The following is a 17,430-nucleotide window of genomic DNA, read 5'->3' as shown; positions in this document are numbered from 1 at the left end:
GGTATCATGTGAAAATAATATTTGTTGATGGGTATAATGTTATAAATAGTTGGCCTAATTTAAAACAACAAAAAGATTATAGCTTTGATGGAGCTAGACAAAGTTTGATAGATAGTCTACATAATTATTCCGTTTATGAGGGATGTAAAGTTATAATAGTATTTGATGCCCATAAAGTAAATAGAAGCATTGAAAAGAAAGAAGATATAAATAATAATATAAGCATAGTTTTTACTAAGGATGGAGAAACTGCAGATTCTTATATAGAAAAAGAAGTTCATAATTTAGGAAGAAGATTTGAAGTATATGTTGTTACTTCAGATTGGCTTGAGCAACAAACTATTTTTCAAAGAGGAGCTGTTAGAGTATCATCAATTGAATTTTATAATGATGTTATTGATACTGAAAATAGAATAAAAAGAAAAGCTAATAAAAATACTCATTTGTTACATAAAAATAACTTACTAGATAATGTTAATGATGATATTTTAAAAAAATTAGAGGCTATAAGGCGAAGTAAATAAAATATAAGTCTAAAAGGGGTGATATATAGTGGGAAGTACTAGAATAGAAGAATCCTTATTTATAGAATTTCATAATAAAATAGATGAGGAAATTGTAGATGAAGCCAAAAAAGGAAATAGTAGAGCTCAAGAATATTTAATTTCAAAGTATGAAAATTTTGTGAAAGCTAAGGCTAAATCATATTTTCTTATTGGTGCAGATAAAGAGGATATTTACCAAGAAGGAATGATAGGATTATATAAAGCTATTAGAGATTTTAAGGCAGATAAGCTAACTAGTTTTAAAGCTTTTGCAGAATTGTGTGTTACAAGACAAATTATAACTGCTATTAAGACAGCAACTAGACAAAAGCATATCCCCCTAAATACTTATATATCTTTAAACAAGCCAATATATGAAGAAGAATCTGATAGAACTTTAATAGATGTATTGTCGGAATTAAAAATTACAGATCCAGAAGAACTTCTTATAGGGAAAGAACAAATAAAACATATAGAAGGCGAAATGGCTAAGGTTTTATCTGATCTTGAAATGGAGGTTTTACAATCATATTTAGATGGTAAATCCTATCAAGAAATTGCTTGTGATTTAGATAGGCAAGCAAAGTCTATAGACAATGCTCTGCAAAGGGTTAAGAGGAAGCTTGAAAAATGTCTTTGGACAGAAAAATAAGTCAGTAAATTTTTATTGACAAATTTTTTGAACAATAGTAAACTTTATAATTGGTATATTAAACTATAAACAAAAATGAGATGGAAATGCTCACGTAGCTCAGTAGGCAGAGCGTCGCCTTGGTAAGGCGGAGGTCGTCGGTTCAATCCCGATCGTGAGCTCCAATATAGTTGAGCGCTCACTAATTGTGATTTTTGTGATTTCAAATTACTTTAATCTTTGTAGTGGGCTCAATATATTAACCAAAAAGCTAGAAAACGCTAGGCAAAGTTTATCACAAAGATTAAAGGAGGATTTTACAATGGCAAAGCAAAAATTCGAAAGAAGTAAACCACACGTAAACATTGGAACAATTGGTCACGTAGACCACGGTAAGACAACATTAACAGCTGCAATCACAACAGTTTTAGCAAACAGAGGATTAGCAGAATCATTCAAATATGATGAAATTGATAAGGCTCCAGAAGAAAAAGAAAGAGGAATCACAATCAATACATCACACGTTGAATACGAAACAGAAAACAGACACTATGCACACGTTGACTGTCCAGGACATGCTGACTACGTTAAGAACATGATCACAGGAGCAGCACAAATGGATGGAGCAATACTAGTTGTTTCAGCAGCAGATGGTCCAATGCCTCAAACAAGAGAGCACATCCTACTAGCATCAAGAGTTGGAGTTGACTACATAGTAGTATTCTTAAACAAAGCAGATATGGTAGATGATGAAGAATTATTAGAATTAGTAGAAATGGAAGTTAGAGAATTATTATCAGAATACAACTTCCCAGGTGATGATATTCCAATAGTTAAGGGTTCAGCTTTAGTAGCATTAGAAAACCCAACAGATGAAAAATCAATCGCTCCAATCCTTGAGTTAATGGAAGCAGTAGATAGCTACATTCCAACTCCAGAAAGAGCAACAGATAAGCCATTCTTAATGCCAGTAGAAGATGTATTCACAATCACTGGTAGAGGAACAGTTGCAACAGGAAGAGTTGAAAGAGGAGTTCTTCACGTAGGAGACGAAGTAGAAATCGTTGGATTACAAGAAGAAAGCAGAAAAGTAGTAGTAACAGGAATAGAAATGTTCAGAAAGTTACTAGACGAAGCGCAAGCTGGAGATAATATCGGAGCTTTATTAAGAGGTGTTCAAAGAACAGATATCGAAAGAGGTCAAGTATTATCAAAAGTTGGTTCAGTTAAGCCACACCAAAAATTCGTAGGTCAAGTTTACGTTCTTAAGAAAGAAGAAGGTGGAAGACATACTCCATTCTTTGATGGATATAGACCACAATTCTACTTCAGAACAACAGACGTTACTGGATCAATCAAATTACCAGAAGGAATGGAAATGGTTATGCCAGGAGACCACATCGATATGAACGTTGAATTAATCACTAGAGTAGCAATGGACGAAGGATTAAGATTCGCGATCAGAGAAGGTGGAAGAACTGTAGGTTCAGGAGTTGTTACAAGCATAATCGACTAATATTAAGCAATAAAACACTTGTATTGGACTGGGTTTCATTACCTAGTCCTTTACAAGGCTTATATATTGACATAATAACTGTTTTATGATAATGTGTTTAAGTAATTAACGATAACAAATTAACATAAAGTAGCATAGTTTTATATTATTTACGGTAAACTGGAGGTGCAGACTGTGAGAGTAAAGGTAACTTTAGCATGCACAGAGTGTAAGCAAAGAAATTACAATTCAATGAAAAACAAGAAGAATAACCCAGACAGATTAGAAATGCATAAATACTGCAAATTCTGTAAGAAACATACACTTCATAAAGAAACTAAATAATTAGCCGATATAGTGTTGACATATACTCACAAAAAATAAGGATGTGAAGTAATGGCTGTTAAGGAAAATGTAAATTTAACTAAAAAAACATCAGATAATGGTGGATTATTCAATTTTTTTAGAGGGGTTAAGGCAGAGGTTAAAAGAATAACTTGGCCTTCTAAAAATGAAACTAAAAAGGCGTTAATTGCAGTTGGCGTAGTTGTACTAATATATATTGTATTAGTAGGTGGGTTAGATTATATTTTTCAAAACCTCTTTAAATTCTTTTTAAAACTTAAATAAAAGGAGGTTTAGGCTTTAAGCCTATAAGAAAATATGAGCGAAAAAGCAAGATGGTATGTTGTACACACATACTCAGGCTACGAAAACAAAGTTAAAGCAAATCTTGAAAAGACCATTGAAAATAGAAATCTTCAAAACTTATTACAAGACATTCAAGTGCCTATGGAAGAAGTTGTAGAAGAAAAAGATGGGAAACAAAAGATTTCTCTTAAAAAGAAGTTTCCTGGATATGTGTTAGTAAAAATGCTAATGACTGATGAGTCATGGTATGTGGTTAGAAACACAAGGGGTGTAACAGGTTTTGTTGGCCCAGCTTCTAAACCAGTACCCCTAACGGATGAAGAAATTGAGTCTATGGGAGTTAAAGAAGCTCCAGTAGAAATTGATTTAGAAGTAGGGGAAAGCGTAAGAGTTATCTCAGGACCACTAAGAGAATTTGTGGCTATAATACAAGAGATAAACTTAGAAAAACGTAAAATTAAAGCGTTAATTGATATGTTCGGTAGAGAAACTCTAGCTGAACTAGAATTTACACAAGTTGAAAAATTAGTTTAATATAAGCTAATGTTTTAATTAAGTGGGAGGACAGAAGTCCGTATTACCACAGTATAGGAGGAATATTAACATGGCTAAGAAAGTAACAGGGATGATTAAACTTCAACTTCCTGCAGGTAAGGCAACACCAGCACCACCAGTAGGACCAGCATTAGGTCAACATGGTGTTAATATTATGGGATTCTGTAAGGAGTTCAATGCAAAGACTGCTAATCAAGCTGGATTAATAATACCAGTAGTTATAACAGTTTACCAAGATAGATCTTTTAGTTTTATACTAAAAACTCCACCAGCAGCAGTTCTTATTAAGAAGGAATTAGGAATCGAAAGTGGTTCAGGAGTTCCAAACAGAACTAAAGTTGGTAAGTTAACAAAGGATCAAGTAAGAAAAATTGCTGAGTTAAAGATGCCTGACTTAAATGCAGCTACTATCGAAACAGCTATGAGCATGATCGAAGGTACTGCAAGAAGTATGGGAGTAACTGTAGAAGAGTAATTCGTAAAAAAGTGGGAGGTAAAAACCGCTAATACCACAAAGGAGGCAAATTATGGGAAAGAATTATATTGAAAGTGCAAAATTAATAGATAAGAGTGCATTATACACTCCTTCTGAAGCTTTAGATTTAGCTGTTAAAACTGCTAAAGCAAAGTTTGATGAAACTATAGAACTACACGTTAGATTAGGGGTAGACCCAAGACATGCTGACCAACAAGTTAGAGGAGCTGTTGTTCTTCCAAATGGAACTGGTAGAACAGTTAGAGTTTTAGTATTTGCTAAGGGTGAAAAAGCTAAAGAAGCTCAAGAAGCAGGTGCAGATTTCGTTGGAGCTGAAGAATTAGTTCAAAAGATCCAAAGTGAAAACTGGTTTGACTATGATGTAGTTGTAGCTACACCAGACATGATGGGTGTTGTTGGTAGAATTGGTAGAGTTTTAGGACCTAAGGGATTAATGCCAAACCCAAAATCAGGAACTGTAACATTTGATGTTGCTAAAGCAATAGCTGATATCAAAGCAGGTAAAGTTGAATATAGAGTTGATAAAACTGCTATAGTTCACTGCCCAATCGGAAAGAAATCTTTTGGAGTAGAAAAACTACAACAAAACTTCCACGCTTTAATGGATGCTTTAATAAAAGCAAAACCAGCAGCTGCTAAGGGACAATACGTTAAATCTGTATCTGTTTCAAGCACAATGGGACCTGGAGCTAAAGTTAACCCAACAAAAGTTTTAGATTAGTATTGACAAATTAAAGATCGTATAATATAATCTTTAATGTTGAAAAAAAGAATACTAATTCCAAAGACAGTAGGTGCCGAAAGGTTTAAATAATTGCCTACCGAGGAATACCAAGGTAAGTAATTATTTATTGGTCTTCCTATGTCTATGGGAAGGCCTTTCTTAATATAAAATTGCAGTTGAAAGCTGTGAGGAGGTGGACACACAGTAATGAATAAGAATAGACAAATCAAAGAAGCTAAGGTAGCGGAAATTAAAGAAAAGTTAGAAAAAGCTCAAGGAGTTGTTCTAGCAAACTATCAAGGTTTAACAGTTGAAGAAGATACAGCTTTAAGAAAAAGCCTAAGAGAAGCAGGTGTTGAATACAAGGTTTATAAAAACAACCTAGTAGTTTTAGCTGCTAATGAATTAGGAATTGAAGGTCTTGATAAGTATTTAGAAGGACCAGTTTCTATAGCATTTGGTTATGAAGATGCTACTGCTCCAGCAAGAGTATTACATACTTTCGCTAAGGATCACAAGAAACTAGAATTAAAAGCTGGTATGGTAGATAAGGTTATATATGATAAAGATCAAGTTGAAAAGCTTGCTACAATACCATCAAAAGAAGTTCTTATTGCAAAACTTCTTGGAAGCTTCAAAGCTCCATTATCAAACCTTGCATATTTATTAAATGCAATTAAAGAGAAAAAAGAATCAGAATCAGCTGAATAATAACTGATAAAAATTTTGGAGGTGCAATTAAAATGACAAGAGAAGATATAATTCAAGCTATAAAAGAAATGACTGTTTTAGAATTAAACGAGCTAGTTACAGCTTGTGAAGAAGAATTTGGTGTAAGTGCTGCTGCTCCAGTAGCAGTTGCTGGTGCGGTTGCAGGTGCTGCTGCTGCAGAAGAAAAAACTGAATTTGATGTAGTATTAGCTAACGCTGGTGCTAACAAAATCAAAGTAATCAAAGTAGTTAGAGAATTAACTGGATTAGGATTAAAGGAAGCTAAAGAAATAGTTGACGGAGCTCCTAAAACACTTAAAGAAGGCGTTTCAAAAGAAGAAGCTGAAGACATGAAAGCTAAATTAGCTGAAGTTGGAGCTGAAGTAGAAGTTAAGTAATTAACTTTAAAATATAAAAGGTGCTGTAATGGCACCTTTTTAATTGCATAAATAAAACTATATAAAATATCAAATTCCTGGGATACTTTATATAGTTTTATATAATAATATTGAAACTTTAATTATTTTAGATTAACATAAGTTATATAATAAAATAATTGACTTTGAAAGAAGATTATGATAGTATCATTAAATGTACTATTCATTATGGGATGGTATATATTCATATGAAAAAAATGTATAATCGTATAAAAGATGGTTATACTAATTAGTAATGTTGTCCGAAAACACAAAGTCCTTAGGGAAAGTGTGTTTTTGGTTATTTTAGTTTTATACAAGGGGTGAAAATTCATGGTACATCCTGTCCAAGTCGGAAAAAGAACTAGAATGAGTTTTGGTAAAGTTAAAGATGTAACAGAAATGCCAAATCTTATTGAGGTACAATTAGATTCATATCAGTGGTTTTTAAAGGAAGGGCTTCATGAAGTATTTGAGGATATTAATCCGATAACAAACTTTACTGGAAATCTTGTTTTAGAATTTGTTGATTATAAGCTTGATATGGATAATATTAAGTATTCAGTGGAGGAGTGTAAAGAAAGAGATTCTACTTATGCTGCACCACTAAAGGTTTCTGTAAGATTACAAAATAATGAAACCGGAGAAATTAAAGAACAAGAAGTATTTATGGGCGACTTTCCATTAATGACTGAACAAGGAACTTTCATCATAAATGGTGCTGAAAGAGTTATTGTAAGTCAATTAGTAAGGTCACCAGGAGTTTATTACAGTTTTAACGTAGATAAAACTGGTAAAAAACTATATTCATCTACAGTTATTCCAAATAGGGGAGCGTGGTTAGAATACGAAACGGATTCTAATGATATTATCTATGTAAGAATAGATAAAACAAGAAAACTTCCTATTTCAATATTAGCTAGAGCTATGGGATTTGGAAGTGACGCAGAACTTCTAGAGTATTTTGGAGAAGATGAAAGATTTAAAGCGACAATAGAGAAAGATAATACTAAAACAAAGGAAGAAGCTTTGTTAGAAATCTATAAAAGATTAAGACCGGGCGAACCTCCTACAGTTGATAGTGCAATATCTCTTATAGACTCATTATTCTTTGACGCTAAGAGATATGATTTATCTAGAGTTGGAAGATATAAGTTTAATAAGAAATTAGCATTAAACTTAAGATTAGTAAATCAAATTGCTGCTACAGATATAGTTAATCCTCAAACAGGAGAAATTATGGTAGAGCAAGGAAAGAAAATTAGTAGAAAAGTTGCTGAAGAAATTCAAAACGTAGGTATTAACTCAGTTGATATTTTAGTTGAGGATAGAATAATTAGAGTAATTGGTAACCATTTTGTTGATATAAATAAGTTTGTATCGTTTGATATAGAAGACTTAAATATCAAGGAAAATGTTCATTATCCAACTTTAAAAGAAATTTTAGATAACTATGATGATGAAGAAAGCATAAAGGAAGAAATTAAAAAGAATATAAATAGACTTATTCCTAAACATATAATAAAAGATGATATATTTGCAACTATAAGCTATGAATTAGGATTACCTTATGACCTAGGATATGTTGATGATATAGATCATTTAGGAAATAGAAGAATAAGATCAGTAGGTGAGCTATTACAAAATCAATTTAGAATTGGTTTATCAAGAATGGAAAGAGTAGTTAAGGAAAGAATGACTATTCAAGACCAAGAAGCTATAACTCCTCAAATGTTAATTAACATTAGACCAGTTGCAGCTGCAATAAAAGAATTCTTCGGTAGTTCACAATTATCACAATTTATGGATCAGATAAATCCATTATCTGAATTAACACATAAGAGAAGATTATCTGCTTTAGGACCAGGAGGTCTTTCAAGAGAAAGAGCTGGCTTCGAAGTAAGAGACGTTCACCACTCACATTATGGTAGAATGTGTCCTATAGAAACTCCAGAAGGACCAAATATAGGACTTATTAACTCATTAGCTACTTATGCTAAAGTTAATGAATATGGATTTATAGAAACTCCATATAGAGTTGTTGATAAGGAAAAAGGAATAGTAACTGATGAAATAAGATACTTTACAGCAGACGAAGAAGATTTATATCTTGTAGCACAAGCTAAAGAACCTATCGGTGAAGATAGGAAATTTGTTGACAGTAGAGTTACTGTTAGAAGCAAGCATGATATCTTAGTAGTTAATGCTGAAGAAGTAGACTTAATAGATGTATCACCAAGACAAATAGTATCTGTAGCTACAGCTATGATACCATTCCTTGAAAATGATGATGCATCAAGAGCACTGATGGGATCAAACATGCAACGTCAAGCAGTTCCACTATTAAAGCCACAAGCACCAATAGTTGGTACTGGTATAGAATTTAAAGCAGCAGTAGATTCAGGTGTGCTTCCTAAAGCTAAAAATGCAGGTAAAGTTGTTTATGTAAGCTCTAATGAAATAAGAATTAAGAGAGACGTAGATGGCGGAATAGATACTTATAAACTTCTTAAATTTAAAAGAAGTAACCAAGGTATGTGTATAAACCAAAGACCTTTAGTAGATAAAGGTGAAATAGTATTTAAGAACCAAGTGCTAGCTGATGGTCCATCAACGGATTTAGGTGAAATTGCATTAGGTAAGAATATAAGAATGGGATTCATTACGTGGGAAGGATATAACTACGAAGATGCTATGCTTATTTCTGAAGAATTAGTTAGAGAAGATGTATTCACATCTATACATATTGAAGAGTATGAATGTGAAGCTAGAGATACTAAATTAGGACCTGAAGAAATAACTAGAGATATTCCGAACGTAAGTGAAGATTCATTAAAAGATATAGATGATAGAGGTATTATTAGAATAGGTGCAGAAGTTAGATCTGGAGATATACTTGTAGGTAAAGTTACACCTAAGGGAGAAACAGAACTAACAGCAGAAGAAAGACTTCTAAGAGCAATATTTGGTGAAAAAGCTAGAGAAGTAAGAGATACTTCTTTAAGAGTTCCTCATGGAGAAGCAGGTATAATTGTTGATGTTAAGGTGTTTACTAGAGAAAATGGGGATGAATTAAACCCAGGAGTAAATGAATTAGTAAGATGTTATATAGCTCAAAAGAGAAAGATATCTGTTGGAGATAAGATGGCTGGACGTCATGGTAACAAAGGGGTTATATCAAGAGTTCTTCCAGAAGAAGATATGCCGTTCTTACCAGATGGAAGACCATTACAAATATGCTTAAATCCATTAGGGGTTCCATCACGTATGAATATCGGTCAGGTATTAGAAGTTCATTTAGGATGGGCTGCAAGTCAATTAGGATGGCATATAGCTACGCCTGTATTTGATGGTGCAACAGAAGAAGATATAGAAGCTTGCTTAGAAAAAGCAGGTTATAATGCAAATGGTAAAACTGTACTATATGATGGTAGAACAGGGGAACCATTTGATAATGAAGTTACTGTTGGTATAATGTATATATTAAAACTAGCTCACTTAGTTGATGATAAAATTCATGCTAGATCAACAGGACCATACTCATTAGTAACTCAACAACCACTTGGTGGTAAGGCACAATTTGGTGGTCAAAGATTCGGAGAAATGGAAGTTTGGGCATTAGAAGCATATGGTGCTGCACATACATTACAAGAAATATTAACTGTTAAATCAGATGATGTTGTAGGTAGAGTTAAAACATATGAAGCTATAGTTAAAGGAGAAAACATTCCAGAACCTGGAATCCCGGAATCCTTTAAGGTTCTTATTAAAGAACTTCAAGCTTTATGCTTAGATGTTAAAGTTTTAAATGAAGACAATCAAGAAGTTAGACTTAAAGAGTTTGCTGAAGAAGATATGGAAGATCTAGAAGTTAACATTGAAGGAACAGAAGATGTTGTTGTAGAAGATGTTAATATAGATGATAGTTATACAATGCCAGAAGATGAAGTTGAAGAAGATGTTGAGTTTGATAACTTTGCATTAGAAGGCTTTCATGAAGAAGACTTAGAACTAGATGATTTTGTAAATGATGAACACTAATTTTGAAGGGAGGATATACCCTTGTTTGAATTAAATAATTTTGATGCTATACAAATAGGGTTAGCTTCACCAGATCAAATAAGAGAATGGTCAAGAGGCGAAGTTAAAAAACCTGAAACAATAAACTATAGAACCCTTAAACCAGAAAGAGATGGTTTATTCTGTGAAAGAATATTTGGACCTATAAAAGATTGGGAATGTCACTGCGGTAAATATAAGAGAGTGAGATATAAGGGAATAGTTTGTGATAGATGTGGAGTTGAGGTTACTAAGGCTAAGGTAAGAAGAGAAAGAATGGGGCATATTGAACTGGCTGCCCCAGTTTCTCACATTTGGTATTTCAAAGGCATTCCATCAAGAATGGGATTGCTTTTAGATATGTCACCAAGAGCTTTAGAAAAGATATTATACTTTGCTTCATATGTAGTAATAGATCCTAAAGAGACACCATTATTGAAGAAGCAACTTCTTAATGAAAAGGAATATAGAGAAGCTGTTGATAAATATGGTGATGAAAGCTTTATAGCTGGAATGGGAGCTGAAGCAGTTCAAGATTTACTTGGTGAGATTGATTTAGAAGCTCAAGCAAGAGATCTTAAAGAAGAGTTAAAAGTAAGTACAGGACAAAAGAAAGTTAGAATAATAAGAAGATTAGAAGTAGTAGAATCTTTTAGAAAATCAGGGAACGATCCAAGATGGATGGTTATAAATGTTATTCCTGTTATTCCTCCAGATTTAAGACCAATGGTTCAATTAGATGGTGGAAGATTTGCAACTTCAGATTTAAATGATTTATACAGAAGAGTTATTAATAGAAATAACAGATTAAAGAAATTATTAGACTTAGGTGCTCCTGACATTATTGTTAGAAATGAAAAAAGAATGCTTCAAGAAGCAGTGGATGCACTTATAGATAATGGTAGAAGAGGTAGACCTGTAACAGGACCAGGAAATAGACCGCTTAAATCATTATCAGATATGTTAAAAGGTAAGCAAGGTAGATTTAGACAAAACTTACTTGGTAAGAGAGTTGACTATTCTGGTAGATCGGTTATCGTTGTTGGTCCAGAATTAAAAATGTACCAATGTGGACTTCCTAAAGAAATGGCTTTAGAATTATTTAAACCATTTGTTATGAAAAAGTTAGTAGAAGATGGTGTAGCTCATAACATTAAGAGTGCTAAAAGAATGGTTGAAAGAGTAAATAATCAAGTATGGGATGTGCTTGAAGAAGTTATAACTGATCATCCAGTATTGTTAAACCGTGCTCCTACTCTACATAGATTAGGAATTCAGGCTTTCCAACCAGTTTTAGTAGAAGGTAGAGCTATTAAACTACATCCATTAGTATGTACAGCGTATAATGCTGACTTTGATGGTGACCAAATGGCTGTTCACGTTCCGTTATCAGTTGAAGCACAAGCAGAAGCTAGATTCTTAATGTTAGCAGCAGGAAACATAATGAAGCCTTCAGATGGTAAACCAGTTTGTGTTCCTACACAAGATATGGTTTTAGGTTCTTATTATTTAACTATGAGTAAAGAAGGCGCTAAAGGCGAAGGAAAAGTATTTGCTTCAAAAAATGAAGCAATTATGGCTTACGAAGTAGGAGAAATAGCAGTTCATGCTCAAATAAAAGTAAGATTATTTAGAGAAGTGAACGGAGAAGTAAGATCAGGTATTATTACTACAACAGTTGGTAAATTAATATTTAATGAGTCAATTCCTCAAGATTTAGGATTCGTTGATAGAAATAATAAAGATGAAGAGTTTAATTTAGAAGTTGATTTCCTAATAACTAAAAAATCTTTAGGAAAATTAATAGATAAATGTTATGCAGTTCATGGTCCAACTAATACGTCTATAATGCTAGATAAGATTAAAGCTTTAGGATATCACTATTCATCAATCGGAGCAATAACAGTTGCAGCATCTGATATGATAGTACCAGAAGCTAAATATAGACTTCTTAAGGAAGCTGATGAAACAGTTGATAAAATTGAGAAGATGTATAAAAGAGGATTTATTTCTGAAGAAGAAAGATATGAAAGAGTTATAGAAAAATGGACTAAGACTACAGAAGATGTTGCAGATGCACTTATGGATAGTATGGATAAGTTTAATCCAATATTTATGATGGCAGATTCAGGAGCCAGAGGTTCTAAGTCTCAAATTAAGCAATTAGCTGGTATGAGAGGACTTATGGCGAGTCCTACTGGTAAGATTATAGAATTACCAATTAGAGCTTCATTTAGAGAAGGTCTAGAAGTTTTAGAGTACTTTATTTCTACACATGGAGCTAGAAAGGGTAATGCCGATACAGCTCTTAAGACAGCTGACTCTGGATATTTAACAAGAAGACTTGTTGATGTATCTCAAGATGTAATAGTAAGAGAAGTTGACTGTGGAACAACAGAAGGTATATATGTTTCAGAAATTAAGGAAGGTAATGAAGCAATCGAAGGATTAGCTGAAAGATTACATGGTAGATATACTGCTGAAGCTATAGTTCATCCGGAAACAGGAGAAATTATGGTAGAAGCAGATGAATATATGGATTTAGAAACTGCAGAAAGAGTTGCAGCAACTGGAATAAAGAAAGTTAAAATAAGATCAGTATTTACATGTAAATGTAAGATTGGTGTATGTTCAAAATGTTATGGTATGAACATGGCAACTGCACAAAAAATAAATATTGGTGAAGCTGTTGGTATCATAGCAGCTCAATCTATAGGAGAACCTGGTACTCAGCTTACAATGAGAACATTCCATACAGGTGGAGTTGTTGGAGCTGATATAACTCAAGGTCTTCCAAGAGTAGAAGAGTTATTTGAAGCTAGAAAACCAAAAGGTTTAGCAATAGTAAGTGAAATTTCAGGTACAGTTAGAGTTGAAGAAACTAAGAAGAAGAGAACTGTATTTGTAACTTCTGAGGATGGGGAAGAGCGTAGCTATGAAATACCTTTCGGATCAAGATTAAAAGTATCTGATGATGAAGTTATAGAAGCAGGGGATGAAATTACTGAAGGATCAGTAAATCCTCATGATATAGCGGCTATAAAAGGTATAGATGGAGCGAGAAAATACTTATTATCAGAAGTTCAAAAAGTTTATAGACTACAAGGTGTTGATATTAATGATAAACACTTAGAGGTAGTTGTTAGACAAATGACTAGAAAAGTTAAAGTATTAGATTCAGGGGATACAGAGTTATTACCAGGAACTATGATAGATATGTTTGACTTTGAAGAAGAAAATGCTAGAGTAAGAGAATTTGGTGGAGAAGAAGCGAAGGGAGAGCAAGCTTTACTTGGTATAACTAAAGCAGCTTTAGCAACTGATAGTTTCTTATCAGCAGCATCATTCCAAGAAACTACAAGAGTTCTTACTGAAGCAGCAATCAAAGGAAAAATAGATCCATTACTTGGATTAAAAGAAAATGTTATTATTGGTAAGTTAATACCAGCAGGTACTGGAATGATGAGATATAGAAATGTAAAGCTAGATGTAGAGGATATTCCAGTTGAAGATGAAGTATTAGAATCAATTGAATAATATATGCAATTTTATTGACATGTGTATGCTTAAATGATAAAATACCAATTGTGTGATTTTGAGATACACTACAATATAATTGTCTGCATGGATTTCATGGAGGCAAAGTTATATACTGTGCCTCTATGAATTTTATAGAAGTAGGTATATACTTATTTGTCAATAGATTATAACTAATAATACATTTAAATGTAAAAAAATTGAATGAAATAGAGATTATAAATGATAAATTACAATGTAATTACATTTAAATCAATATTAACTTAGCTTTTATCTTAATATTAGATAGATAGAAAAATTTCAGGAGGTGAAAAAATGCCAACTATTAGCCAATTAGTAAGAAAAGGCAGAAAAACTGTTATCAACAAGTCAACAGCACCAGCACTTAATGAGTGTCCACAAAGAAGAGGGGTTTGTACAGTTGTTAAAACAACAACTCCTAAGAAGCCTAACTCAGCGTTAAGAAAAATCGCGAGAGTAAGACTTACAAATGGATTCGAAGTAACTGCATACATTGGTGGTGTAGGACACAACTTACAAGAACATAGTGTTGTTCTTATAAGAGGTGGTAGAGTTAAGGACCTTCCTGGTGTTAGATACCATATCGTAAGAGGAGCACTTGACTGTGCTGGAGTAGCTAACAGAATGCAAGGAAGATCAAAGTACGGTGCTAAGAAGCCGAAAGCAAAGAAGTAGTTTAAATTATAAGCTACAGTAGTGCTTATCTTCAGCATTTACATAGATTTATAAATTAAGTTTATATAGATGAAGGGGCGAAGCACTTTACGGCAATATTTATTGCAGAGTACCAATGAACTTAAATTTATTATGTTAAGGAGGGAAGAAAAGTGCCAAGAAAAGGACATATCGCAAAAAGAGATGTATTACCAGATCCAATATACAATTCAAAAGTTGTTACTAAGTTAGTAAATAACGTTATGGAAGATGGTAAAAAAGGAGTAGCACAAAAAATATGCTACGAAGCGTTTGAAATAGTGGCGCAAAAAACAGGCAAAGATGCTTTAGAAGTATTTGAAGAAGCAATGAATAATGTAATGCCTTTATTAGAAGTTAAAGCTAGAAGAATAGGTGGTGCTAACTACCAAGTTCCAATCGAAGTTAGACCTGAAAGAAGACAGACTTTAGGATTAAGATGGATCTTAGATGCTTCTAGAAAAAGAGGCGAAAAGGTAATGGCTCAAAGATTAGCTGGAGAATTAATGGATGCAGCTAACAATACTGGAGCAGCTGTTAAGAAGAGAGAAGATACTCACAAGATGGCTGAAGCAAACAAAGCATTTGCTCATTACAGATACTAATAAACAAACTGTTTTGGATATTGCCAAAACAGTTTTGTCGAATTTAAAATTACTCGTTGAGAGGAGGAAATACAGATGGCAAGAAATTATCCGTTAGAAAAATTCCGTAACTTTGGAATAATGGCTCATATAGATGCTGGTAAAACAACAACTACTGAGCGTATATTATTTTATGCAGGTAGAACTCATAAAATAGGTGAAACTCACGAAGGTGCTTCACAAATGGACTGGATGGAACAAGAAAAAGAAAGAGGTATAACAATTACTTCTGCTGCAACAATGTGTTTCTGGAAAGACCATGAATTAAATATAATAGATACTCCAGGTCACGTAGACTTCACAGTAGAAGTTGAAAGATCTCTAAGAGTACTTGATGGAGCTGTTACAGTTCTAGATGCAAAGAGTGGTGTTGAACCACAAACTGAAACTGTATGGAGACAGGCAGATAAATACGGTGTACCAAGAATGATATATGTAAATAAGATGGATGCTACAGGTGCAGACTTCTTTAGATGTATCAACACTGTAAGAGATAGATTAAAAGCTAATGCTGTTCCAATACAAATTCCAATTGGAGCAGAAGATCAATTCAAGGGAATGGTAGATTTAATAACTAATAAAGCTATTTTATTCTACGATGATCTTGGAAAAGATGTTAGATATGAAGAAATTCCAGCAGATTTAGCTGATCAAGCTGAAGAATATAGAATGGCTATGATTGAAGCTATAGCTGAAACAGATGAAGCTTTAATGGAAAAGTATCTTGAAGGTGAAGAATTAACAGAAGAAGAAATTATGACAGCTTTAAGAAAAGCTACTATAGCTAATGAAGTAGTTCCATGTATTTGTGGATCATCATACAAGAATAAAGGTGTTCAACAAATGATTGATGGAGTTGTTGCTTTCTTACCATCACCATTAGATATTCCAGCTGTTAAAGGAACAACTTTAGAAGGTGAAGAAGATACAAGAGAAGCTTCAGATGATGCTCCAATGTCAGCTTTAGCATTTAAAATAGCTACTGACCCATTCGTAGGAAAACTTGCGTTTACAAGAGTTTATTCAGGTACTATGCAAAGTGGAACATATGTATTAAACTCTACTAAAGGTAAGAAGGAAAGAATAGGAAGACTTGTTAAGATGCATGCTAACCACAGAGAAGAGGTTGAATCATTAGAAGCAGGTGAATTAGGAGCTATAATTGGATTAAAGAATACTACTACAGGGGATACTCTTTGTGCAGAAAATAATCCAATCATATTAGAATCAATGGAATTCCCAGAACCAGTTATATCTGTAGCTATAGAGCCAAAGACAAAAGCTGGTCAAGAAAAGATGGGATTAGCGTTAGCTAAATTAGCTGAAGAAGATCCAACGTTCAGAACTCATACAGATCAAGAAACTGGTCAAACAATCATAGCTGGTATGGGAGAACTTCACTTAGAAATCATAGTTGATAGATTAACTAGAGAGTTCAAAGTTGAATGTAATGTTGGTGCTCCTCAAGTTGCTTATAAAGAAACAATTAGAAAAGCTGTTAAGGCTGAAGCGAAATATGCTAAACAATCAGGTGGTAAAGGACAATACGGTCATGCTGTTATTGAAATGGAACCAACTGAAGGAGAATATACATTTGAAAATGCTATCGTTGGTGGAGCTATTCCTAAGGAATATATACCAGCTATAGATAATGGTATTCAAGAAGCAGCTAAGAATGGGGTTATAGCAGGATATGAAACTATTAACTTCAAAGTTAAATTAGTTCATGGATCATACCACGAAGTTGACTCATCTGAAATGGCATTTAAGATTGCAGGATCTATGGCATTTAAAAATGCTATGGCAAAAGCAGATCCAGTATTACTTGAGCCTGTAGAAAAGGTTGAAGTTACAGTTCCAGAAGAATACATGGGAGATGTAATGGGAGATCTTAACTCAAGAAGAGGAAGAATTGAAGGTATGGAAGCTATAAACGGAGCTCAAATAATAAGAGCATTCGTTCCACTTTCAGAAATGTTTGGTTATGCTACTACTTTAAGATCAAGAACTCAAGGTAGAGGAACTTATTCAATGGTATTTGACCACTTTGAAGAAGTGCCAAAGAGCATTCAAGAAAAGATAAAAAGTGAAAGAAACTAATTCACTTTAGTTATAAAAATAAGTAATGTTGCTTATAATGTAATTATGAGTAACATTACTAAATATAAAATTAGTATATTAATACTAAAATTGATATAAGTATAGAAAATTAGAACTAAATTAGATATAATAACTAAGAAGGTTCATATTAT

At 33.3% G+C, this 17,430-nt stretch carries 15 protein-coding genes, 1 tRNA gene and 1 other annotated feature; all 16 genes read left to right on the top strand.

What is annotated here, in order from left to right; translation table 11 throughout:
* Positions 1-8 precede the first annotated feature (8 nt).
* On the top strand, positions 9-524 hold the full coding sequence (locus tag H9660_RS04070; RefSeq protein ID WP_191748806.1) for an NYN domain-containing protein: 516 nt from the start codon (positions 9-11) through the stop codon (positions 522-524).
* Between the two features lie 28 nt (positions 525-552).
* The gene (sigH, locus tag H9660_RS04065) at positions 553-1,197 is read left to right on the top strand and encodes an RNA polymerase sporulation sigma factor SigH (RefSeq protein WP_191748804.1); all 645 of its coding nucleotides are present in this window, start codon (positions 553-555) and stop codon (positions 1,195-1,197) included.
* A gap of 88 nt (positions 1,198-1,285) precedes the next feature.
* Positions 1,286-1,361: transfer RNA gene (locus tag H9660_RS04060), tRNA-Thr, on the top strand.
* A gap of 137 nt (positions 1,362-1,498) precedes the next feature.
* Positions 1,499-2,692 (top strand): elongation factor Tu, encoded by a 1,194-nt coding sequence (tuf, locus tag H9660_RS04055; protein ID WP_191748784.1) that lies wholly within the window; start codon positions 1,499-1,501, stop codon positions 2,690-2,692.
* A 174-nt stretch (positions 2,693-2,866) separates the two neighbouring features.
* Positions 2,867-3,016 (top strand): 50S ribosomal protein L33, encoded by a 150-nt coding sequence (rpmG, locus tag H9660_RS04050; protein WP_066889817.1) that lies wholly within the window; start codon positions 2,867-2,869, stop codon positions 3,014-3,016.
* A 51-nt stretch (positions 3,017-3,067) separates the two neighbouring features.
* Positions 3,068-3,301 carry a preprotein translocase subunit SecE gene (gene secE / locus H9660_RS04045; protein WP_191748802.1) on the top strand — a complete coding sequence of 78 codons (234 nt, stop codon included), beginning with the start codon at positions 3,068-3,070 and terminating at the stop codon, positions 3,299-3,301.
* Between the two features lie 33 nt (positions 3,302-3,334).
* A complete protein-coding gene (gene nusG / locus H9660_RS04040) occupies positions 3,335-3,856 on the top strand; it encodes a transcription termination/antitermination protein NusG (protein WP_191748800.1) in 522 nt (173 codons plus the stop codon).
* Between the two features lie 70 nt (positions 3,857-3,926).
* Positions 3,927-4,352 (top strand): 50S ribosomal protein L11, encoded by a 426-nt coding sequence (gene rplK, locus H9660_RS04035; RefSeq protein ID WP_066889822.1) that lies wholly within the window; start codon positions 3,927-3,929, stop codon positions 4,350-4,352.
* A 52-nt stretch (positions 4,353-4,404) separates the two neighbouring features.
* Complete coding sequence (rplA, locus tag H9660_RS04030) at positions 4,405-5,094, top strand: 50S ribosomal protein L1 (RefSeq protein ID WP_191748798.1); 690 nt, start codon at positions 4,405-4,407, stop codon at positions 5,092-5,094.
* A 42-nt stretch (positions 5,095-5,136) separates the two neighbouring features.
* Positions 5,137-5,267: a sequence feature (ribosomal protein L10 leader region), on the top strand.
* Positions 5,268-5,304: 37 nt separating this feature from the next.
* Entirely contained in the window at positions 5,305-5,808 is a 504-nt protein-coding gene (rplJ, locus tag H9660_RS04025) for a 50S ribosomal protein L10 (RefSeq protein ID WP_191748796.1), read from the top strand.
* A gap of 32 nt (positions 5,809-5,840) precedes the next feature.
* Positions 5,841-6,206: a 50S ribosomal protein L7/L12 gene (gene rplL, locus H9660_RS04020; protein ID WP_191748794.1), complete on the top strand. Its 366-nt coding sequence runs from the start codon at positions 5,841-5,843 to the stop codon at positions 6,204-6,206.
* A 351-nt stretch (positions 6,207-6,557) separates the two neighbouring features.
* Positions 6,558-10,265: a DNA-directed RNA polymerase subunit beta gene (gene rpoB, locus H9660_RS04015; protein WP_191748792.1), complete on the top strand. Its 3,708-nt coding sequence runs from the start codon at positions 6,558-6,560 to the stop codon at positions 10,263-10,265.
* Positions 10,266-10,286: 21 nt separating this feature from the next.
* Positions 10,287-13,820, top strand: coding sequence for a DNA-directed RNA polymerase subunit beta' (gene rpoC / locus H9660_RS04010; protein ID WP_191748790.1), 3,534 nt, complete (start codon positions 10,287-10,289; stop codon positions 13,818-13,820).
* Between the two features lie 315 nt (positions 13,821-14,135).
* Positions 14,136-14,516: a 30S ribosomal protein S12 gene (gene rpsL, locus H9660_RS04005; RefSeq protein ID WP_008681201.1), complete on the top strand. Its 381-nt coding sequence runs from the start codon at positions 14,136-14,138 to the stop codon at positions 14,514-14,516.
* 152 nt (positions 14,517-14,668) lie between these two features.
* Positions 14,669-15,139 (top strand): 30S ribosomal protein S7, encoded by a 471-nt coding sequence (gene rpsG / locus H9660_RS04000; protein WP_191748788.1) that lies wholly within the window; start codon positions 14,669-14,671, stop codon positions 15,137-15,139.
* A 75-nt stretch (positions 15,140-15,214) separates the two neighbouring features.
* A complete protein-coding gene (gene fusA / locus H9660_RS03995) occupies positions 15,215-17,278 on the top strand; it encodes an elongation factor G (protein ID WP_191748786.1) in 2,064 nt (687 codons plus the stop codon).
* Positions 17,279-17,430: the final 152 nt, after the last annotated feature.

It is taken from the genome of Clostridium gallinarum, from assembly GCF_014836325.1.
In the GTDB taxonomy this organism is placed as follows: domain Bacteria; phylum Bacillota; class Clostridia; order Clostridiales; family Clostridiaceae; genus Clostridium; species Clostridium gallinarum.
The sequence above is the reverse complement of the archived record's forward strand: the minus strand, read 5'-3'. Positions and strand labels throughout refer to the sequence as shown.